This is a genomic window from Arminella tubonensis, assembly GCF_003240585.1.
GTDB classification, from domain to species: domain Bacteria; phylum Pseudomonadota; class Alphaproteobacteria; order Rhizobiales; family Rhizobiaceae; genus Rhizobium; species Rhizobium tubonense.
Map to the genome: position 1 here is coordinate 59,969 of NZ_PCDP01000048.1, position 21,519 is coordinate 81,487.

The following is a 21,519-nucleotide window of genomic DNA, read 5'->3' on the forward strand; positions in this document are numbered from 1 at the left end:
TTTAGCGAACGGCAACGCGAGGTAACCTTATGTACGCGCCACGCGTTTTCGTGAGCATGGTCGGAACCTTGGCAGTATTTGCCATAGCGACCTATTTTCTGAGCCATTCCCTGACAACTGCGCTGGTCGAGACTGTGATCTGTGCCGTTCTGCTACAGGTTGGCTATTTTGCCGGCATCCTGTTCTTGGTTCGAAAGGCGGAAAAGGCTCGCAGAAGCGCTTTGACCGATTCGAACGTCATCCTGGGCGCCGCACCGACGCGCAATGACGACAAAGTCGTCGGAATTCCAGCAGGTACGCTGAACCGCTCCGAACCGTTCAAGCACTGAACTGACACGTCCTCGCTCTCACAATCCGTTTCCCCGCCCCCTCGTTTGCAGGCGGCTCCCTCCATCGTCATTTTTTTGCTGCACTGCGGTTGCCTCATGAGCGGACGCGTTCTACGTCTTCGACAAAGCGATGGAGGTTGACCTGGCAGAAACGGCAACAGAGGTGTGCGTGATCATCGCCGCCAAGAATGCAGCCGACACGATAGGCATGGCGGTGGCATCGGCTCTTCGAGAAAGCCAAGTGGCGGAGGTCGTAGTCGTCGATGACGGCTCGACTGACGAAACCGGCGCCGCGGCCCTCAAGGCCGATGACGGCAGCGGGCGCCTGGGCATTGCCCGGTTCGAGCGCAACAAGGGTCCGGCCGCCGCGCGAAATCATGCGATCCAGATTTCCCGTGCGCCGCTCATCAGCATTCTCGACGCCGACGATTTCTTCTTCCCCGGACGCTTCAAGGCCATGCTCGATAGCGACGACTGGGATTTCGTTGCCGACAACATTGCCTTCGTCGATGCCGAGACGATCTCTGGCGCACACGAGAAGCTCGCTCATTTCGCGCCGCGTCCCCGTTTCCTCGACCTTGTCGGCTTTGTGGAGGGCAACATCTCCAAGCGCGGCGTCAGGCGCGGTGAGATCGGCTTCCTGAAGCCCCTCATGCGCAGATCTTTCCTGGATGCGCACGAGCTTCGCTACAACGAAACGCTACGGCTCGGCGAAGACTACGACCTCTACGCTCGGGCACTTGCCGAGGGCGCTCGCTACAAGATCATTCATAGTTGTGGCTATGGCGCGGTTGTCCGTGGTGATTCTCTAAGCGGCCTTCATCGCACGGAGGATCTTCGACGACTTTACGAGGCGGATCGGGCAATCCTGGCGGGCGCGAATCTCTCTCCGGCGGCGATCACCTCGCTGCGCCGGCATGAGCGTCATGTCCGCGCTCGGTACGAGCAGCGTCATTTCCTGGATATCAAGGCACAATCGGGCATCGGCCCGGCTTTCGCCTACGCGCTCCGGAATCTCGGTGCGGTTCCAGCGATTGCGGGTCATATTCTTGCCGACAAGACCGAACGCTTCCGCAATCGCGGCGGCACACCGTTGGCATTCGCCGGCAGCGGGGGTCTGCGCTATCTACTGCAGGACCCCGGCGACCGTTAACGCGGTTTCATCGATGCGTCAGAAATAGTCGCGTCGGATTTCGCCGACGACATCGAACAGCTGTTGCTTTCGACGCGCCAGCGTTGCGTCAGCGCTGAGTTGAGGGGTCGCCTTGGCTGCTTGCCAAAGCGCCAAGGCCGACGGCACGGCCAACGCCTGCTTTGCCATGCCTCGCAGCGACGTCTGCCGCGGCTCGGCAACCGTGACCGTGTCTCCGAACCCGGGTCGGCTGTGCTTTTCCGGCATGTCGTTGCGCTCGAACTCCACTCCCCAGAACTTCGCACCCTTGGCGATGGCTTCGGCGCGCGTTGAAACGGGAACGTGCTTCGGGGCATAGGTCACCCCGACGGTGCTCGCCCAATCGTTCCACTTGAAACTGTTGATTGAACGCGACGTGCTGACAGCAATCCAGGGCACGCGGAAAGCGTCGGCAAGAATGGCGCCGTGCATGGATTCGGCGACAATCAGGTCGGATTGGGCAATCTCGCGAATGACGGCCTTCGCCTCACCGCGCGGATCGAGATAGCTCAAGCCGACGGTTTTGCAGATTGCCGGCCAGATGCCGGCTGCCGCCGACTCCCAATGCGGGATGAAGGTCCGGCGGCCATTTTTCGGCAGGTTCTGAAATTCCGGCATCTCGGTGACCATGACTGCCGGATCGATGATGCCCTTCTCCGGTGGAAGGCCGACCTTCTTAGCCGTCAACGGTCCGCGGACACAGCGAATATCCCATTGGCTGGCGTTGCTCATATCGGGGAGCGTGCCGTATCCAAAGCCGCTGCCGACGACGAGTTTGTGTCCGACCGGTGCTAGCAGATCGGCATTGAGGACGGTACCGACGCCAACGAGAAGCGTTTCCTCATGGACCTCGCGCAGGCCGGGAAGGAGGAAATCCCAGAGCCACAGGTTAAGGTCGTCACCGAAATTGCCGTGGTCCGATTCCCAATAGAACGGCTTCATAGAGGTCTCCTTGCTGTCTTTAGGAAAGGCTGAACGCGGCGCAAGGCCGCGTTAGAAATTGCTGAAAGCCCGCATAGACGACTTTGCTGCATGTGCGAAGGCTAGCGGGAGATTTTGCCGACTGCAAGCTGCACGGCGCTCTGAAGGATCGCCGGATCCCGCCATGCCCACTCGGCGAGCAGGCGCAGCTGCGGTAATTTGCGATGCTTGAGCTGTTTGAACTGGCTCCAGAGCGCCTGTTTGCGCGCCGTATCCTTGTAGGAGCGAATCGACGCTACGTCATTGGGACGACGCGAGAAACGGGATTCGAGAGTATCGAGTGCGATCCATGTATTGAACTGCTGGCGCGCGAACTGAGGCGAATTATTATCGATGCTGTGAAAAATATTCACTCCCTCTCCGCGTAACGCACCTTTTTCGTCACAGAGCAGCACGCGCTTTGCCGCCAGCATGCAATCGCAAAAGAACAGCACGTCCTCGGCTGCAAGGCGCAACGCGGCGTCGAACCGGACATTCTCGAACAGTGACCGTCCGATCGCCATGCAGGAAAGGTGCAGGAAGCCCCAGTCTTTCAGCATGACGCTGGCGATATCCGGGATCTCAATCACCAGTGGGGTATCCGAAAGCGGAACGGCCTTTTCCGATTTCGCAAGCTCCGCAATGCTGAAATGATAATCGAATTCCGCGCCGCCGTGGATCGACGCCCAGTAGCAATCGCCATTGAAGCGCTGCAGGCTGTCGTGAGCGTTCTGCAGATGCTCCGGCGCCCAGATATCGTCGGAATCCAGGAAGGCAACGAAGCGGGTCGACGCGGGGACATGGTCGAGCCCCGTGTTGCGCGCGCCCCCTGGTCCACCGTTCTTCTGGCGGATGACGGTGATCCGGGAACGCTCTTCGCTGGTCAGAAAATCGAGATCGCCTTCCGGCGGAACAGGCGATTCGTCATCGACGATGACAACATCGAAATCCTGGAACGTCTGCCCAAAAACGGAGGACAGGGCCCGTTGCAATATCCCGACCTGTCTCTGGTAGAAGGGAATGATAATCGTGAATGTCGCCATTTTCTTGCCCTTGCGATTTTCGAGGAGGGGTTTGCGGTCTGTTCGATCAAGCAGCAGTCATGCGTCTTCCGGCGGCTTTCCGTCGAATTTTTCATAACAATTTCAAAGACTAGAATGCCGCGATGCCTTCATTGGTCAACGTCGCATGGGTCTCGAACAATGCCGGTTGGAGCATATTATGCAAGACAAGTACATTCGGGCTGAAGTTTGTCGCGGCGCCGATTTTGATCCGTATTATCGGTCATCAGCAATCTTGGACTGTCTTCGCGGCGCTGGAAGCTGTGCGGTTTCTGGTCAAGACTGGCGGGCGGACTGAGCTTTTCGCATTGGCCAGCGCCTGCAATCTCTGCCTCGCAAAAGCGGTGACGATGCGATTGGAAATAGCGGCTCCCCTGCGCCCTACACCAGAGATTCGCCCGCAACTGCAAACTGACGCGCACATAATCCGCAACCAAAAAGGAGCATTGCGGCCTTAATCTGTCCACTTTTGATCAGAAAATATCTCGCGGTGCGGAAAAAATCTTCACCTTGCTAAAAAAGTTCGGGCTTGCGGGCTCATGCCGTTAGGGCAGTTTTGACAGTATCCGAAACTGCCCCAAAGGCATTGAACGCCAACAGTTTTCGCGGATTTTTTTCAGAATGCTACATCTCATTTTCGCACGGTAATCCGATCGGGTTATCCAGTGCCGAATTGGGATTCAGCGATTTTTTTGCTGCAGTGCCATATTTTCTTCCGTGAATTCGCTCTAACTTATGGATGCGGGCCTAAGTCTGCTCTGGTTGAATCGGCTGCGACGGGAGGCGTAGCTCAATAGGGTGACTGACAACGTGAACTTTGATGCGAATGTTTTATCTCGAATAAATTTAATGCACGTCGCGTCCCAATCGAATGGGAAATCTGCGGCAGCATTTCTGTCCATGGCAGAACCGGCCAATCCCCAAAGCGAAGGTGGCACCATGACGACAACAAGCGCCCATGCGCGAAAACTTTCTGTTGCTGCACTCGCTATATGTAGCATTGCAGTCTTTCCTTTTTCCGCCTCGGCGCAGGAGGATCAGGCGACCGGTACGTCCTTCGTGGACAATTTCGACCACGTGAACCCAGGCCTCTGGTATGTGTCCGACGGCTGGAACAACGGTCCACACCAGAACTGCACCTGGTCGAAAAAACAGGTCAACGTCGACAACGGCATCCTTCAGCTTCATTTTTCCGAGCAGAAGACCGCCGACCGAAATTATGCCTGCGGCGAAATTTCGACGCTGAAGCGCTATGGCTATGGCACCTATGAAGCGCGGATCAAGTCGGCGACCGACTCCGGGCTCAATTCGGCGTTTTTCACCTATATCGGGCCGAGCGACAAGAAGCCGCACGACGAGATAGATTTCGAAGTCCTCGGCAAGAACACCGGTCAGGTGCAGGTCAACCAGTACATCTCCGCCAAGGGCGGCAATGAAAAGGTGGTACCCGTCCCCGGTGGAGCCGACAAGGGCTTCAACGACTATGCCTTCGTCTGGGAAAAAGACCGGCTTCGCTACTATCTGAACGGCCGCCTCGTCCAGGAAGTGACCGATCCCTCGAAGATCCCCACCCATGCGCAGAAGATATTCTTCAGCCTCTGGGGCACCGATACGCTTTCTGGCTGGATGGGCAAACTTGCCTACACCCAACCGGCAACTATGCAGGTGGACCGCGTCGCCTTCACCGCCGCCGGCGAAAAATGCCAGTTTCCCGAATCCGTCGCTTGCGCGCTGAACTAACCCTGCGCGGCGCGATTGCTGGGCACGAAAACGGGATTTTGCATGCTGCATGTACTCTACTTCGTTCATGATCTCTCGGATCCCTCGGTTCGCCGTCGGGTGCTGACGCTGCAAGCCGGCGGCGCAAGGGTGACGCTTGCCGGGTTTCGGCGGGACGAGAACGCGCTGGCGGCGATATCAGGCGTTGCGCCGATCGAGCTCGGCCGCACTCGCGATGCGCAGTTTCTCCAAAGGGTCGGAGCTATCGCGAAGTCGGCGCTGGCACTTCGTGGTCGGCTGCAACATGTCGAAAAGCCCGACGTAATTATCGCCCGTAATCTCGAGATGTTGGCCCTGGCCAGTCGTGCAGTTTCGATCTTTGGCGGCAATGTTCCAGTTGCGTACGAATGCCTCGATATCCACCGGCTGCTTCTGAGCGGCGGCGTCGCCGGCAAGGCTGTACGGGGCGTGGAGCACTATCTCGGGGCAAATGCCAAGTTGCTCCTCACCAGTTCGCCGGCCTTTGTCGAAAACTATTTCCAGGACCTTTCAGGGCTCGACCTGCCGACGATGCTGCTTGAGAACAAGGTCATCGCCTTGGATGAACCTGCTGATGCGGCTATTTGCGCCGCCAGAGTTCCACGAACAGGAGAGCCTTGGAAAATAGGCTGGTTCGGGGCCCTTCGCTGCCGAAAATCATTGAATTTATTGGCGGACTTTTCCCGAAAGATGGACGGCCGCTTCGAGATCGTGTTGCGCGGCAGGCCGACAGCGGCGGTGTTCGACGATTTCGATGGCTTCGTGCAGAACGAGCCGTTCATCCAATTTCACGGTGCCTACAAAAATCCCGAACATCTTCCGTTGATCTACGGCGAGGTCCAGTTCTCCTGGGCCATCGATTTTTTCGAGGAAGGCCAAAACTCGAACTGGCTGCTGCCCAACAGGCTCTATGAAGGCGGCCTGCATGGTGCGGTCCCGATCGCCATGGCCGGGACGGAAACGTCACGCTTCCTGGCGAATCGGAAGACAGGCATGACGCTCGACAAAGCCGACCTCGATAGCCTCGTGGCGCTCCTCGGCGACATGAGCGAAGAAAGCTACCTCGACGCCTATGCCACGGTTGCCGCGCAAGACCGAAGGAATTGGATCATCGACCGCGGCGAATGCCAGGCACTGGTGGAGCGTCTAGCGTCCCTCACACGTCCGAGCCGAGCTCTCGCCCATCCGCAGAACCTTACCCAACCGCACCGCAACGAAGGTGGACTGCTATGAATACCGCTATTCATTCAGATGTACGCAGCCTCATCATTATCCCCTGCCTGAACGAGGCACGGCATATCGAGGCCCTGATCGCCAAGCTCGGCCCCGCGATTGACGAACTCGATGCGCGCATCGTTGTGGCCGATGGCGGCAGCACCGACGGTACGCAGGATATCGTGCGCCGGATTGCCGACACGGACCCCCGGATCCTGCTCATCGACAACCCGAAGCGCCTGCAGAGCGCAGCCCTCAATCTTGCGGTCAGGCAGCTTGGTTTCGACTATGACTACCTGATCCGGATCGATGCGCACGGCGACTATCCCCTCGACTATTGCCAAAAGCTGGTCGAGGAGGCGATCGATACGCAAGCGGACGCGGTTGTCGTGGCGATGCGCACCATGGGTTTCAGTGCCTTCCAGAAGGCAACAGCCGTCGCCCAGAATTCCAAGCTCGGCAACGGTGGCTCCAAGCACCGCGAGGGGGCAAAAGGGCATTGGGCCGAGCACGGCCATCACGCACTGATGCGCGTTCAGGCTTTCCAGGCGGTCGGAGGTTATGACGAGACCTTTAGCCACAATGAAGACGCCGAACTTGACTATCGCCTGAAGAAAGCCGGCTACAGCATTTGGCTGACTGACAAGACGGCAATGACCTATTACCCGAGGGCCAGCGTCAGCACGCTTTTCCGCCAATATCTCGGTTATGGCCGCGGCCGGGCGCGCAACATCATGAAGCACGGCAGGATGCCGAGCCTACGCCAGATGCTGCCGCTGGCTGTCGCGCCGATTTTTGTCGGCGCGTTCCTTGCCATCCTCAACTGGATTGCGGTCATCCCGGTCGGGCTTTGGGCATTCGCCTGCGTCGGTTACGGCTTCTGGATTGCGCTCGGCCAGAAGAATCCCTACGGGCCACTTGCCGCGATCTCCGCAATGGTGATGCATTTTGCCTGGTCGGCCGGCTTCTGGCTGGAAATCCTCAGTTTCCGCAGTCGCAGGGTGGCTTCATGAGCCAAATTCCGCGTCGGAATGCCATTGAAGTCGATATCGCAGTCTGCACCTATCGCCGCACGGAACTCGATCGGACATTGCGTTCGCTCGCGGTGCTCGATGTCCCGGCCGATACCAAAATACGCATCATAGTTGCCGACAACGACGTCTCGCCCAGCGCAGGCGCCCGCGTCGAGGCCATTCGGTCCGCTGTCCCTTTCGACATCACCTACGTGCATTGCCCTTCCTCGAACATCTCGATCGCCCGGAATGCCTGCCTCGATCATGCGACCGGCGACTTTCTCGCCTTCATCGACGACGACGAGACCGCAAGCTCCGGCTGGCTTGTAGCATTGCTGTCGACCGCCGAAGCGACAGGCGCGGACGCAGTGCTCGGGCCGGCGCGCGCCACTTATCTCGACACCGCACCAGCCTGGATGAAGCGAGGCGATTTTCATTCGACGTTACCGGTCTGGGTTCGCGGCAAGATCGACACCGGTTACACCTGCAATGTCCTTTTGCGCCGCCGTGCCACATCTCTGACAAACGCAAGGTTCAATCTGGCCCTTGGTCGCACCGGCGGCGAGGATACCGAATTCTTCACCCACATGACCCGGAGCGGCGGCGCTATCGCGTTTGCTCCGGGCGCTTGGGTCGACGACCCGGTGCCGGCAAACCGTGCATCACTTTCCTGGCTTGCCAAACGTCGGTTCCGCTTTGGACAGACACATGGGCGGCTTTTGCAGGAAAACTCGAGAGGAGCCGGCTTGACCAGGAAGCTCGCAGTCGCCGGTGCAAAGGCCGTCTATTGCTTTGCGGCGGCAGTCGTCAGTTCTTTCCTGCCGATCCCGCGGTATCGCTATGCGCTTCGCGGCATCATGCATGCCGGCGTGGTCAGCGGACTATTGGGCGTCCGGGAAATTGAGCAATATGGGACGTTGGAGAGCACATCGCGATGACTGAATTCACACCCGATGTGAGCTTTATCATCCCTGCCTACAATGCGGCAGCCACCCTCGAGCGCGCCATTGACAGCGCGCTTGCACAGGGTGGCGTCAGCATGGAAGTGATTGTCGTCGACGATTGCTCGAAGGATGACACGCGGGCACTCGTCGAAAACCACGCGGATCCCCGCGTCCGACTGATCGCACTTGCCCGCAACGGCGGCCCGGGAGTCGCCCGCAATTTCGGCATCCAGGCAGCACGCGGCAGGTGGATCGCGGTGCTGGACTCGGATGACATACTCCGCCCGGACCGCATGGCGCGGATGGTCGACAAGGCCGAGAAGGCCGGGGCGAACATTGCCGTCGACAATCTCGACGTCGTCACCTCGGAAGGTCAATACAAAGGTACGATGTTCAATTCAGACAAGCTCGCGCGCATGACGGAACTGGGGCTTGCCGACTTCATCGCCTCCAACGTGCTGTTCCGCAACGTACACAATTTCGGCTACATGAAGCCGGTCTTCGAGCGCAGCTTTCTGATGGACAAGGACGTCCGTTTCGATCCCTTGCTGAGGATCGGCGAAGACTACATTTTCCTAGCGTCGGCACTGGCAAAGGGCGGCGTCTGCATCGTCGATCCGACGCCGGGCTATGTCTACTATGTCAACGAGGGCTCGATTTCGCGCGTGCTTGAGCTGAAGCACGTCGAGGCGATGATGGCGGCAGACGACAGGTTTCTCGCCGCCCACCAGCTGGATGGCGCAGCACTTGCCGCACAGCGCCGACGTACGCGAAATCTGAAACAGGCCCATTCGTTCCTAATGCTCGTTCAGAACATCAAGGACAGGTCTTTAGGCGCAACATTGATGATCGCATGCCGCTCGCCGCGGGCGGTGTGGCTACTCAAGTGGCCAATCATGATGCGCCTCGAACGTTTGATCGCGTTTTTCCGCCGTGATCAACATGCTGCCACCTCCCAGGCAGCGAAGCTCCCCGCCCTCGGCGGTGGCCCTCACTCTAACAAAGGATAGAGCCATGGACCGCATCAAAAAGGTCAGAAAAGCAGTCATCCCCGTCGCCGGTAATGGAACCCGTTTCCTGCCCGCAACCAAGGCAATGCCGAAGGAGATGCTGACGATCGTCGATCGTCCCGTCGTGCAATATGCCGTCGACGAAGCAATAGCAGCAGGGATCGAGCATATCGTTTTCGTGACCAGCCGAAACAAGGCAATGATCGAGGACCATTTCGACGATCATCCCGAGCTTATTTCCTCGCTTAACCGTGCCGGAAAGACTGTTCAGGTCTCGGAGCTCCAAAGCCTGCTGCCGACAGCCGGTTCGATTTCCTTCACGCGCCAGCAATCACCGTTGGGCCTTGGCCATGCGGTCTGGTGCGCTCGCGACCTGATCGGCGACGAGCCCTTCGCCCTACTTCTGCCAGACATGGTCTGTTACGGCGCGCGCGGCTGCATGTCCGGCCTCATGTCGCTTTACAACGAGGTCGGCGGCAATATCGTGGCCGTCGAGGAATGCGATCCGCAGGAAACCTCCAAATTTGGTATCGTCGGCAAGGGCGCATCGGTTGCCCACGGCTTCGCAGTGACGAAGATGGTCGAGAAGCCGCAACCGTCTGAAGCCCCATCCAACTTCTATCTCAACGGCCGCTATATCCTGCAGCCCGAGATATTCGATATCCTGGCGCGCCAGGAGCGCGGTGCCGGCAACGAGATTCAGTTGACCGACGGAATGCGCCGCCTTTCGGAGACGCAAGCTTTCCACGGCCAGGCCTATGACGGCCGAACCTTCGATTGCGGATCAAAGCAGGGCTTCATCGAGGCCAACGTTGCCTTCGCCCTTGCCCGTGCCGATATCGGGGACCTCGTTTTCGAGTCGATCCGCGGCATGATTCTGTCGCACGAAACGCAGGTGAAAGCGGCATAGGGCTTGCTTCTCTCGGCCGACGGCTTCTTTCTTGCCGTCGGCTCTGGAACACGACCCGAAGTCAGATTACTCCCCCCGATAAGGCGGCTGCAATGAACCAGAAGAACTTTACCTTTCACAGCGCTCTTCCCAAAGCGGAGGAGTCCGACAGCTTCATCGACCTCGATAAGCTGCTGGCGATCCTGACGCGCCGCGCCAGGACGATCGGCGCCTGTGTTGGGGTGCTGGTCGCCCTTGCGGTCGTCTACTTGCTGCTCGCAACGCCGGTTTATACCTCGGCGACGCAGATACTGCTCGACGAGAACCTGTCGAAATACGCCGAGGATACGGCGTCGCCTGCAGCAAGCAGCCAACAGGCTGATATGGAAATTTCCAGCGCCGTTGAAATCTTGAAATCCACTGAAATGGCGCTTCGGGTCGTCGACACCGCCGGGCTGAGTGATAACGACACTATCCTTCATACATCCATGACCCCGATGAGCCTGATCAAGTCAGGTGCAAAGCTGATGGCCAGCATGGTGACATTCGGCGGCCCGCCGGTGTCGGAGGAAGCTGCGCGCGAAGGCCGGCGCCAGACGGCCGCTGCGATGCTCCAGGACAGTCTTTCGGTGGAGCGCGTGATGCGAAGCTCGGTCATTGCACTGTCGTTCCGCTCGACCGACCCCAAGCTTGCAGCAAGAATTACCGCGGCCTATGCCGACGCCTATCTGACCGATCAGCTCAATGCGAATTTCGACGCCACCGAGCGAGCGTCCGTCTGGCTGCAGGAGCGGCTGAACGATCTTCGCGAGCGTGCCCAGCAGGCCTCTCTCGAAGTCGAGAAATACAAGGCCGACAACGGTTTGACCTCGACAGGCGGCGAACTGATGTCGGAGCAGCAGCTTGCAGACCTAAACAAGCAGCTGATTATCGCCCAGGCCGATACGGCTAGCGCTTCCGCCCGCTTCAACCAGTTCAAATCGATCCTCGATCAGGGACCCGACAACGCGGTCAAGAACGCCACGATCTCGTCCGGCCAGACGAATAATTCCGGCTTGCAGGACCTGAAGACACGGTATTTGACAGTTCAGAAGCGGGAACAGGAGATCGTCCAGGATTTCGGGGCGCAGCATCCACAGGCCATTGCACTGAAGACAGAACGTGAAGACATCACGCGCCAGATCTTCCAGGAACTGCAGCAGTTGACCGCAAGCTATGGCAACGAATTCGAGGTCGCCCGTTCGCGCGAGGCCTCGCTTCGCGAAAGCATCCAGGGCGTTGTCGGCAAAAATTCCGAGGCAAACAAATCCGTCGTTCACCTTAACGAATTGGACCAGAAGGCCAAGGCGCTGAAGACGCTCTATGAATCCTACCTCGGTCGCTTCGAGGAGGCCTCTCAGCAGCGCTCCTTCCCGATAGCCAAGGCGCGAGTGATCTCCCAGGCTGGCGTTCCATCGTCCCCTTCCAGCCCCAAGAAGACGATGGCGTTGGCGCTTTCAGCCGTTCTCGGCCTGATGATCGGTTGTGGAATTGCAGGCTTCCAGGAATTCCGTGAACGATTCTTCCGTGTGGAGGCGGACGTCAGGACAAATCTCGGGCTTAAGTTTCTTGGTTACCTGCCCCTGCTCGGCCGGGCGGCACGAACGAAGAAGCGCTCCTGGTTCCAGAAGCCGGCTCCGACGCCAGTCGTGCCCCGCGGAATCGACGGCAATGTCGGCTTCGATCGAATGATGCGCGCTGCCGTCGATGCGCCGCGTTCGATTTTTGCTGAGACATTGCGAAACGCGAAGCTTGCCAGCGACGTCATGCTGCAGGGCCGTACAGACCGCGTCATCGGCGTGGTCTCCGCGCTGCCGGGAGAAGGAAAGTCAACGACCGCGGCCAATTTCGCCGCTCTCTTGGCTTCCAGCGGCAAGCGCACCCTTTTGATCGACGCCGACCTGCGCAATCCGGGACTGACCCGAATGTTGAAATCCGTGCCTAAAACCGGCCTGATCGAAGCGGCCCTTGGAGAGGTTCCATGGGCAAGTGCGGTCAGGGTCGACCCGCGCACCAAAGTCGCCATCCTGCCGGTCGTACTTCGTGATCACCTTCTTCACACCAGCGAACTTCTCTCTTCGCCAGGCATGATGAACCTGATGGATGCCGCCCGTAAGATGTTCGACTACGTCGTCGTCGACCTGGCACCGCTTGCGCCCGTTATCGACGCGAAAGCCTTCGCCCCGCAGGTGGATGCCTTTATCTTCGTTGCGGAATGGGGTGCGACCCCGACAAGCATGGTCAAGGACCTTTTGGAACAGGAACCGCAGATCAATTCAAAGATCCTGGGCGTCATCCTGAACAAGACCGATATGTCGGAGCTGACGCGCTACAGCGAATTCGGCGGGACCGAACGCTACCGCCAGAAATATGTCAGCTATTACACGGAAGAACCGACGAAGGTCGAAGTCGAGGCCTGATGCACAGATGAAAGGCTCGCCCGGGCGCTTCATCGTGCCCGGCGCGCCAGCCTGTTTTCGCGCCACACGGTGAATATCCCCGCACCGACCACGATAATCGCTCCGATCACCATGTTGAAATTGAGTACTTCGCCGAACACGAATGCGCCGATGGCAGCCGAAAAGACGAGTTGGAGATAGGTCAGAGGCTGGATGACGACGGCGTCGAGCAGATCATAGGCGCGAATAAGGAAGTAATGGCTGGACATGCCCGTCAGGCAGAGCACCCCCATCCATATCCAGTCATGGGGCGCCAGCGGCGTCCAGAAGAATGGCCCAATGCAGGTCATCGCGGCGGCCCCGACCACCGCAGTGTAGAAGAAGCTGGTTATCGCAGGATCGTCCCGGCTGGCGAGCCGCGTGGCGATCACATATAGCGAAAACAGCAATGCGCCGCCCAGCGGCACCAGGAATTTGATGTCGAACCCGCCGGCCTGGGGCTTCAGAATGAACAGCACCCCGACAAAGCCCACCGCGATTGCCGTCCACCGGCGCCAACCGACCTTTTCTCCCAGAATGGGGACTGAAAACAGCGCCACCATCAGAGGCCCGGATGAAAAGATCGCCTGTGAATGCGCCAGCCCCACTAGGACGAAGGATGTGATCGCGATGACGATCTGCGAGGCAAGTAGCAGCCCGCGCAGGATCTGGAGCCAAGGCCTCTTGGTTCGCACGGCAGCTTCCAGGCCGCCACGCGACTTGGCTGCCAGCACCACAGCGAACAACATGAAGGCCCAATAGCGGATCATCGCCACGAACAGCGGCGGATAGGCGCTGACGAGATGTTTTGAAATCCCGTCCTGAACAGCGAAGATGCTGATCGCCAGCAACGTGAAGACATAGCCGCTTCTATTGGATTTCATGACTGCTCGTCGGAACTGACATTGGGGGTGCTCGGCGCCGATCGCGTGTGACCGGCTGGCGTGAGATGGTCAATAAGCGAACCTTCGGTTCAATCATAGCCATTCGGCATAGAGTTTACCGGATCGATCTTCGCTTGACCAATACCGTTATCCTCATCCGGTCCCTTTAATGGCCAGCAGCGGAAACGCCCCTGCGGCTGGCAACGAAGTCCGCAAAGCCTTCGATAAAGGTTGCAAGATTGCCTCTGACCTTCTCATCGATAATCACACCATCGGCATCAAATGCCGTACCGGCCCGTGAAACCATCAGTCGGCCACCGAACCAGGGGTCGGTGCCCAATGTTCGAAGCACCGGCAGCCAGCCATTTTGGCTGAGGATCGTGCCGAAGTTGCCGGGGGAAGCCCCGAGCACCGCCACGGGTCTGGCCTTGAAAATGCGTTCTATGTCGCTGGAAGGTCTCGTCATCCAATCGATGGCATTCTTGAACACGCCAGGTATGGAGTTGTTGTACTCCGGTGTGAAAAGCATCAGCCCGTCCGCAGCGGCGACGAGCTCCTTCAGTTCCTGCACCTTGCCCGGAAGCCCGTCTCCAGATTCGACGTCGGCGTCGTAGAGCGGAACTCCGTGGATCGTCGCGGCGACCAGTTCCACACCTTTGGGCGCGACCCCCACTGCGGCGTGCAGCAATGCGGTGTTGAAGGATCCCTTGCGGAGACTTCCGGATATGCCCACCAATTTCATCCCGATCTCCCTGTCGTCGTGTGACATCTACGGACACCGTGCGCCAGCGTTCGTCAAGTGTTGCGAGGGGCAGTTTCGAGATGATCGAGAAATGCTTTCAGCTCGGCATCGTCGATCGCAACATGATGCGGTTCGGCGGGATATGCGCCAGACGTCACATCTGCCACAAACTCTGAAAAGGCAGCGATGCGCTCCTGCTGCAACCGGTCATATTCGGCAGCGAAGTTGCGATAGACCTTGGCATGGCGGGGATAATGACCTCGGTTTGCGCCCAGCACGTCCTCCGTGAAGAGGTACTGCGCATCGCAGCCGGCACCAGCACCCATGGATAGCATCAGCATTGACGTCCGCGCGCTGATGGCCCCCGCCACTTCGCCAGGCACAACCTCGATCTCGGCGGCGAAGGCGCCGGCGTCTTCGAGTGCCTTTGTCTGGCGCCAGATCTCTAGCGCACTCGCAACCGTTTTTCCAACGGCACGAAAGCCGCCGGTCCATGTGGCCTTCGAAGGAACGAGGCCGACATGGCCGCAGACAGGAATTCCCTCATCGCGCATGCGCCGAACAGTCTGCAGGCTCGCTGCACAGTAGACCGCATCGCCCCCGGCCCTCAACGCCTCAAAGGCGCCACGCAGATATTCCTCGGTCGTGACGAATTGACCATATTCCAGACCCGGGAAGGCAAAGCACGTGGGTGCGGCGTCTCGAAAGGCCGGTTGAAGCAACCCCGGTGGAACAGACAGCAGATCGACGCCCGCCCTCTCCGCCGCCTCCGCTTCCTCCAGGGTCTCTACCCGCAGCATTGTCAGTTGCCGCATCCCTTTCATCGCGAGCAGGTCAGCGACAGTCGGCCTCATATGCTTCTTCATGGCAGTTCCTTGCAATGCGGTCGCTAAGATAGATTGCGGCGGTGCAATCACCCGGCCAACAGCGATTTGAGTTTCACATGACTGGCCACAAGCGCCGATGGATCGGGATGGGCGCGGGCGGCGATCAGTATTTCCGCGAGCCGGATATCACGTGCAACCACATTGCCGCGGCCTATACCACTGGCGGCAAGCAACCGTCCGTCATCATCCAGATGGAACAACAGAAAGGCACCGTCGCCCAGTTCGCGGCGCAGAACGTGGGTGGCGCCGTCCGCCAATCCCGCAATCTGCAGCGTCAGATCGTACTGATCCGACCAGAACCACGGCACTGCCGAAATCACCTCGTTGGCGCCCATCATGTTGGCCGCGGCCAACGTTCCCTGGTCCTGTGCGTTGCGCCAGGACTCGAGCCGCACCCGTCGTCCGCCGTAGAGCATCAGGGGAAATGAACAACAATCCCCGGCCGCATAGATGTCGGGGGCCGAAGTTTCCAGCCGCTCGTTGACGGCAATACCGTTGTCGATCGCAAGTCCGGCGACTTCGGCGAGCGCTATATTCGGTAGCGCGCCGATGCCAACGAGGATGACGTCGGCGGCAATCGTCTCGCCATTGACAAGACGGATCCGGGCTTCTTCCTCATCCTCTTCAAGCGCGACGATCCCTTCCCCGCAGCGGACCACCGCGCCCTCGCTGCGATGGCGCTCGACGATGACCTCGGCAATTTCCTCGGGCACGCCTCGCTTCAGGACACGCGGCAGACCTTCGACCACAGTAACTTCGGTGCCAAGCGTGCGGGCGGTGGCCGCAAGTTCAAGACCAATAAAGCCGCCACCGACGACGACGACATGGCGCCCGCGCGTCATCGCCTCGCGCAACGCCAACGCATCTGCATGCGTCCTCAGCAAACGGATTCGGCTGTCGGTTTTTGAAACGCCTGGAAATGGGCGCGCATGGGCGCCGGTTGCCAGTAACAGCCTGTCAAACTGGATCTGCCGGCCATCCGACAGGGCGACTGACTTTCGTCCAGTATTGATACCCCAGGCTGTCACCCCGATCAGCAAATTGATACCGGCTTCGCCATAACGTTCCAAGGTGGCTACGAACCTGGGCTCCTGCGAATGCGCCAGCATCCCCTTGGAGAGCGGCGGGCGTTCATAGGGAGCGATGGTTTCCGTTCCGATCAGCGTGATCGCACCCTCGAAGCCTTTTTCGCGAAGGGAAAACGCAGCCCGGGCACCGCACTCCCCTGCCCCGACGATGACGAAATGGGACATTGCATACACCTTAGATGGAAATGAAAACGGCGCCGCCTTCAACCTTGACCGGATAGGTCGCGAGGCTGACGCAGACCGGCGCACCCTTTGCCTCTCCAGTCTTGTAGTCGAAACGGCCGTTGTGTTTAGGACATTCGATGATCTCGTCCATCACAAGGCCGTCGGCCAGATGGACCTTCTCATGCGTGCAGAGACCATCGGTCGCGAAATATTCGTCGTCGGGGCTGCGATAGACCGCAAAAGTCCGACCGGCGTGATCGAAGCGGATCACGTCCTCCTCATCGATGTCCCCTGCAGCGCACACCTCAACCCAATTTCCGCTCATGCTGTCTTCCTCCTCGGGCATTTCTTGTCGGTCGGCCTGTCGCGGCCAAGGCTATTGGGCGGCGGGAGCCAATTCGCCGTGAAACTCTTGGCGATACGGCTTTGCCGTGGCGGGCAATTCGCGCCTGAGGTAGTAATCCTCGTTGCGAAGCTGGCGAAGAAACGCGGGTACCATCTCGCGATAGCCTTCGATCATCGATCGGCTCGGAGCCGGAAGGTCGTGCTTGATCATCGCATGCAGCTTCGGCAGGGCATGATAGGGCACCATCGGAAACATGTGGTGCTCGACGTGATAGTTCATGTTCCAATAGATGAAACGGCTGATCGGGTTCATGTAGACCGTTCGGCTGTTCAGGCGATGATCGGTGACGTTGTCCGCCAATCCGCCGTGTTGAAGCAAGCCAGTTAGCACATGATGCCAGGCACCGTAGAGACGGGGCAGGCCGATCAGCACCAGCGGCAGGAACGACCCCATCGCTATGGAGACACCGATCGTCAGCACATAGATTGCCATCCAGACGCGAGCGATATTGATAGCCTTCTGGCGCTCTTGTTCTGGAATAAAAGTCTGTTCCGCCGCACTGATATTGCCGAACGCGTTGCGGACCATGTCCATCATCGCGTAGCCGACATCAAGAATGCCGAAGAAATTGAGCATGAGCCGGAACAGATCAGGCGGCCGCATCACAGCGATTTCCGGATCGCGGCCGACGATGACCGTATCGGTGTGATGGCGCGTGTGGCTCCAGCGCCAGGTGACCGGATTGCGCATGATCATGAAACAGGCGATCTGGTAGACGACATCGTTCATCCAGCGCGTCTTGAAAGCAGTGCCATGGCCGCATTCATGCCAGCGACTGTCGGACGCCGATCCATACAGCACCCCGTAAGCGAGGAAAAACGGTATGCACAGCCAGCTGCCCCAGAAGTAGGTACCGAAGCCGGCAAACACCAGCATCGAGCCTATCCAGATCGCGGTATCGCCGATCGCGGCCTCGTCGGACCGCTGCATCAACGCCTTCATCTCCTTGCGCGGAATGTCTGTGTGGTACCATTCCGCTGCCGCCAGTCCCGTCTCAACCGCGGCCCTGCCGCTTTGACCAAGCAGGTCGTAGTCACGCTTCTTCGTCTCGATCGCCATTGTCGCCTCCGGGGCTAGCACCCCGCTCCCAAGTCTTCGCCGACAAGGATAGGTTGACTTTCCGCTTGCCTCAATACTGCAATGATGGAATCTATCAAAATCTATCATTGTCGCCTATCATCGATGATGGAACTTGCATCATGATCAGTTGGTCGCGAAATCCTGGCTCCATCAGGGCTTCTACGACTACGCGATCAGCAAATACAAAGAAGCGTTATCCTACGGACGCCGCTTCCTTACCCTCACCGGAGGGAAAGGATATGGCGCTCGCGCAGATTTACGAAACGCTGGCGCAGATGTATTCGAAATATAACCGGCCGGCCGACATGGCACTGCCGCGCAGGCAGCGCTAGCGCTCGATGAGAGCGCTTCCAGCCACCTGTACCTTTGCTACGGCTATCATCTCATGACTCAAAATACCGAGGCCGTCCGGCGTGCTCGAAGATCCTTTCCGATCCGGAGAATGGCCTGAACGGCTCCTACTGGCGCGGCCTCTCCTAGCTCCGAAAACATGTCAAACTGTTCGGGCGCCATTTAAGCAAGAGGCGCTTCAATTAAAGAGGGAGGAGACCAAGGTAAGCGCTCTTCTCGCCCAACCGCCCTGAGAGGAAACGAACCGAATATCCTTCGATATATGGCAAATCGCGCAAATATCGTCGTGAACGTTGCGGCGTGCGCAAATTTAGGCTGCCGGGACCGGATTGCATTCGTTGAATATGGTTTGTTTCTGATCGCAGGCAGCAATGTTAGCTAGGCGACCGATGTCAACCGCAATTTTTTCAATTGCGGGCGGTGTCTGATGAACATTTTGGCGGTCTTTCGGATGCTAATCTCAGCTCTGGCGCAGCACGAGGTCGAGGTTTTGACCCAGACCGGGCTTTGTGCCGCGTAGTGTCAGAACAATATCGCGATGCCTTCGGGTAATAGTCAGCCGGGCGGGCGGGTTGGGACGAATACTCTCAGGTGTTTCGGTAAAAGCGAGCGAAAGCGTTTCCCCCATTCGAGAGCCTACAAGGTCTGCAATGGTACCCATGCTCTCGCGAAACGAACCTGTATAGCGCCCGGTGCCTGCATTGTACTGGATATCGATCCGCATTGACGTGCCAAATATAATTGCAGTTGAGCAGCGCCCGTCAAGGACGACGCGCCGCGATTCGCTAAAACCTTTGAACGAGCATGTCAGCGCGTGGCCTGAGCCATTGACACGCTCTAGTCTGCCTGTCCCGGCAAACCGCCCGTCAAACGAATGAAGAAAGGTCGTCTCGCGACCAACGGCATCGGGCAGCGGTTGCGACCCGGTCGTCGTCACCGCCGCCAAAAGCAAGATCGCCGTAGACACCATGAGCATTGCGGCATGGTGAGGCATCGTCATTCCTCCAAGCTTTGTCATATGTGGGTGTGTTCGGCCTTGCCTGTCATTTTGGTCGATTCCAACTCTTCAATTTGTTTCTCGCTCGGGATTCTCCAGCTCTTTCAGTCCACCTACAAATCGCTTTTCGGCGATAGCGGTTGCTTTGACAGATATCCGTTCACACGATTGTCAATATTCATAACCTCCGACGACCTTGAACGTTCCAACATCGCTTCTGCGCAATCCAACGCTCAGTCGCCGAAGCCGCCGGAGTTGCGTGCAGTCCCCTCTGCCCCCTTGCTCAGCACCAATTCGACAATGGAAGGGTGGTCGGCCAACATGGAAATGGACAGCTGCGTTGCCTGATCAACGTAGCTGTCGACGTTAAGCACCACTAGCCAGGGCTCGTTCAATACCCGGCGCTCCACAAACCAGATTCATCGAGCACGTGTGATTGCAAATTTCGGTCTTTGCGGCACCTGGTGGCTGGAGGAATCGAGTCGTTCGTACCCAGGCGCGCGATCAGAATGAATTGACGATGTCGCCGCCGGAGCGCATTTGCTGGACCATGATGTGGGCGTGGTAGTGCATGGCGCATTTAATGGCGTAGATTTGCAGGATCACGGGAGAACGACGACGCACGAGCATTTTCCAGAGGCGTTGGCGATAGATGTGCCGCAGGTCCGTTTCCTGGACCCGACGCATCAATCTTGCGAAAATACCGGCGGCCTCCAAGGCCCACATCAGATTTAAGACGACAAGGCGAACAGGATGGCGGCGCAGATGTCGCAGGCGCGCCCGCTCCGGTTGAATGCGGGCGTCGAGGTAGAGCGCATCGAGCCGGTCGAAATAGGCGGCGGGCTGGTGCAGATCGCTAAGCACGGAGAGATAGCCATCGCGCAAGGTTTCGCGACTGAGATTGAGGGGAATGACATTGGTGCCAAAGGCTGGAGGATCATCATGGTCAAGCCGTCCCTCCTTCTCAAGCCGCGTATAGAGCGGCGTCGTCGGAATGGCCGCAAGCATGCCGATCATGGCATTGACGATCCGCGCATCCTTGATGAAGACCCGCTGGGCCTCGAAGATGGTCGCGTCGTCGCTATCGAAGCCTAGGATCATTCCGCACCAGACTTCCATGCCGGTCTGCTGGATCGCATGGATCTTGTCCAGCATGCTCCCTCCTTTTCTGAGGTTCTGGAGCTTCTTGGTTTCACGCAGCGCTGCTTCATTCGGCGTCTCGATGCCGATGAAGACGACGCGGATATTGGCGTCGACCATGAGCTGCATCAGCTCGTCATCGTCGGCGAGATCGATCGAAGCTTCGGTCAGGAAGGTCATCGGATAATGGCGGCGTTCCTGCCATGCCACCACGGCGCGAAGGACTTCCTTGATCGCCTTCTTGTTGCCGATAAGATTGTCGTCGACGATGAACGCCGTATCCATTCCGGCAGCCAGCAATGCCTCCATCTCGGCGACGACTTGGGCGCTGGTCTTGATGCGCGGCTTTCGCCCGAACACGACGATGATATCGCAAAATTCGCAGGTGAACGGACAGCCCCGCGAAAACTGGATACTGCCAACCGCGTATTCATCCATTTTCAACAAATCGAAACGCGGGATAGGCACCGTGCTCATATCCGTCTTGTCAGATTGCTCGTAGCGCCCGGTATGACGCCCTTCCTTCCATTCGACTAGAAATCGCGGCCATGTCTCCTCCGCCTCGCCAATGAACTTGACGTCAACAAGCCCATCGAAATAATCCTCCTTGACGGTGACCCAAGGTCCCCCAACGACCGTGAAACAATTGCGCTGCTTAAGCTCGATCAGGATCTCCTTCATTCGAAAACGCTGAACGATCATGCCCGTCAGCGCGACGATGTCGGCTTGCCCGCACAGATCGTAGTCGATCGGCTCGACATTCTCGTCGACAAGCGTGACGGTATGGTCGGCCGGCGTCAGCGCCGCCAGGAGAGGGAGGCAGGCGACAGGAAGATTTGCCTTCACGTCAAAAAGCGGAAGCGCGTGCTCAAGCCCCCAGTAAGAGGTCTCAAAACGCGGATTGATGATGATGATATGAGCCATTGAGTGCACCGCTCCATGACATTGAAGA

General features: G+C 58.5%; 21 protein-coding genes. 10 read left to right on the plus strand and 11 right to left on the minus strand.

Translation table 11 applies throughout. The features are described from left to right. The first annotated feature begins 29 nt into the window (after nt 1–29). Both CPY51_RS22830 and CPY51_RS22835 read left to right on the plus strand, forming a co-directional pair. Entirely contained in the window at nt 30–329 is a 300-nt protein-coding gene (locus tag CPY51_RS22830; protein WP_111162533.1) for an exopolysaccharide production repressor protein, read from the plus strand. Nucleotides 330–459: 130 nt separating this feature from the next. Further along, a complete protein-coding gene (locus CPY51_RS22835; RefSeq protein WP_111162534.1) occupies nt 460–1,482 on the plus strand; it encodes a glycosyltransferase family 2 protein in 1,023 nt (340 codons plus the stop codon). A gap of 18 nt (nt 1,483–1,500) precedes the next feature. Here the strand turns inward: CPY51_RS22835 and CPY51_RS22840 are convergent, their stop codons facing one another. Further along, entirely contained in the window at nt 1,501–2,442 is a 942-nt protein-coding gene (locus CPY51_RS22840; protein WP_111162535.1) for a polysaccharide pyruvyl transferase family protein, read from the minus strand. A gap of 101 nt (nt 2,443–2,543) precedes the next feature. Further along, nucleotides 2,544–3,503, minus strand: a complete 960-nt coding sequence (locus CPY51_RS22845) for a glycosyltransferase family 2 protein (RefSeq protein WP_111162536.1) — start codon at nt 3,501–3,503, stop codon at nt 2,544–2,546. A gap of 122 nt (nt 3,504–3,625) precedes the next feature. Between CPY51_RS22845 and CPY51_RS22850 the strand changes: the two genes are divergently transcribed. The 8 genes from CPY51_RS22850 (at nt 3,626) to CPY51_RS22885 (ending at nt 12,809) form a co-directional block, all read left to right on the plus strand. Further along, a complete protein-coding gene (locus CPY51_RS22850) occupies nt 3,626–3,979 on the plus strand; it encodes a hypothetical protein (RefSeq protein WP_111162537.1) in 354 nt (117 codons plus the stop codon). A gap of 481 nt (nt 3,980–4,460) precedes the next feature. Beyond that, nucleotides 4,461–5,261 (plus strand): endo-1,3-1,4-beta-glycanase ExoK, encoded by an 801-nt coding sequence (exoK, locus tag CPY51_RS22855; RefSeq protein ID WP_111162567.1) that lies wholly within the window; start codon nt 4,461–4,463, stop codon nt 5,259–5,261. Between the two features lie 42 nt (nt 5,262–5,303). Continuing rightward, nucleotides 5,304–6,512: a glycosyltransferase family protein gene (locus tag CPY51_RS22860; protein WP_111162538.1), complete on the plus strand. Its 1,209-nt coding sequence runs from the start codon at nt 5,304–5,306 to the stop codon at nt 6,510–6,512. Further along, a complete protein-coding gene (locus CPY51_RS22865; protein ID WP_111162539.1) occupies nt 6,509–7,507 on the plus strand; it encodes a glycosyltransferase family 2 protein in 999 nt (332 codons plus the stop codon). Before CPY51_RS22860 ends, CPY51_RS22865 begins: the two co-directional genes overlap by 4 nt. Next, nucleotides 7,504–8,445 (plus strand): glycosyltransferase family 2 protein, encoded by a 942-nt coding sequence (locus CPY51_RS22870; RefSeq protein WP_111162540.1) that lies wholly within the window; start codon nt 7,504–7,506, stop codon nt 8,443–8,445. The genes CPY51_RS22865 and CPY51_RS22870 overlap by 4 nt, the downstream gene beginning before the upstream one ends. Further along, a complete protein-coding gene (locus tag CPY51_RS22875; protein WP_111162541.1) occupies nt 8,442–9,461 on the plus strand; it encodes a glycosyltransferase family 2 protein in 1,020 nt (339 codons plus the stop codon). The genes CPY51_RS22870 and CPY51_RS22875 overlap by 4 nt, the downstream gene beginning before the upstream one ends. Before the next feature lie 4 nt (nt 9,462–9,465). Then, a complete protein-coding gene (locus CPY51_RS22880) occupies nt 9,466–10,371 on the plus strand; it encodes a UTP--glucose-1-phosphate uridylyltransferase (RefSeq protein ID WP_111162542.1) in 906 nt (301 codons plus the stop codon). 92 nt (nt 10,372–10,463) lie between these two features. Further along, nucleotides 10,464–12,809 (plus strand): polysaccharide biosynthesis tyrosine autokinase, encoded by a 2,346-nt coding sequence (locus CPY51_RS22885; protein WP_111162543.1) that lies wholly within the window; start codon nt 10,464–10,466, stop codon nt 12,807–12,809. Between the two features lie 29 nt (nt 12,810–12,838). Here CPY51_RS22885 and CPY51_RS22890 read toward each other — a convergent pair whose 3' ends face one another. The 9 genes from CPY51_RS22890 to CPY51_RS22925 form a co-directional block, all read right to left on the minus strand. Further along, nucleotides 12,839–13,711 carry a DMT family transporter gene (locus CPY51_RS22890; protein ID WP_111162544.1) on the minus strand — a complete coding sequence of 291 codons (873 nt, stop codon included), beginning with the start codon at nt 13,709–13,711 and terminating at the stop codon, nt 12,839–12,841. A 166-nt stretch (nt 13,712–13,877) separates the two neighbouring features. Then, entirely contained in the window at nt 13,878–14,453 is a 576-nt protein-coding gene (locus CPY51_RS22895) for an NADPH-dependent FMN reductase (RefSeq protein ID WP_111162545.1), read from the minus strand. A gap of 53 nt (nt 14,454–14,506) precedes the next feature. Then, nucleotides 14,507–15,319 (minus strand): 3-methyl-2-oxobutanoate hydroxymethyltransferase, encoded by an 813-nt coding sequence (locus tag CPY51_RS22900; RefSeq protein ID WP_111162546.1) that lies wholly within the window; start codon nt 15,317–15,319, stop codon nt 14,507–14,509. Between the two features lie 47 nt (nt 15,320–15,366). Continuing rightward, a complete protein-coding gene (locus CPY51_RS22905; RefSeq protein WP_111162568.1) occupies nt 15,367–16,593 on the minus strand; it encodes an NAD(P)/FAD-dependent oxidoreductase in 1,227 nt (408 codons plus the stop codon). A gap of 10 nt (nt 16,594–16,603) precedes the next feature. After that, complete coding sequence (locus CPY51_RS22910; protein ID WP_111162547.1) at nt 16,604–16,918, minus strand: MocE family 2Fe-2S type ferredoxin; 315 nt, start codon at nt 16,916–16,918, stop codon at nt 16,604–16,606. A 51-nt stretch (nt 16,919–16,969) separates the two neighbouring features. Beyond that, a complete protein-coding gene (locus tag CPY51_RS22915) occupies nt 16,970–18,058 on the minus strand; it encodes a fatty acid desaturase family protein (protein ID WP_111162548.1) in 1,089 nt (362 codons plus the stop codon). An 832-nt stretch (nt 18,059–18,890) separates the two neighbouring features. Continuing rightward, entirely contained in the window at nt 18,891–19,424 is a 534-nt protein-coding gene (locus CPY51_RS22920) for a hypothetical protein (RefSeq protein WP_111162549.1), read from the minus strand. Nucleotides 19,425–19,660: 236 nt separating this feature from the next. Then, nucleotides 19,661–19,822, minus strand: coding sequence for a hypothetical protein (locus tag CPY51_RS32560; RefSeq protein ID WP_154677739.1), 162 nt, complete (start codon nt 19,820–19,822; stop codon nt 19,661–19,663). Between the two features lie 109 nt (nt 19,823–19,931). Further along, nucleotides 19,932–21,491, minus strand: a complete 1,560-nt coding sequence (locus CPY51_RS22925) for a B12-binding domain-containing radical SAM protein (protein WP_111162550.1) — start codon at nt 21,489–21,491, stop codon at nt 19,932–19,934. Nucleotides 21,492–21,519: the final 28 nt, after the last annotated feature.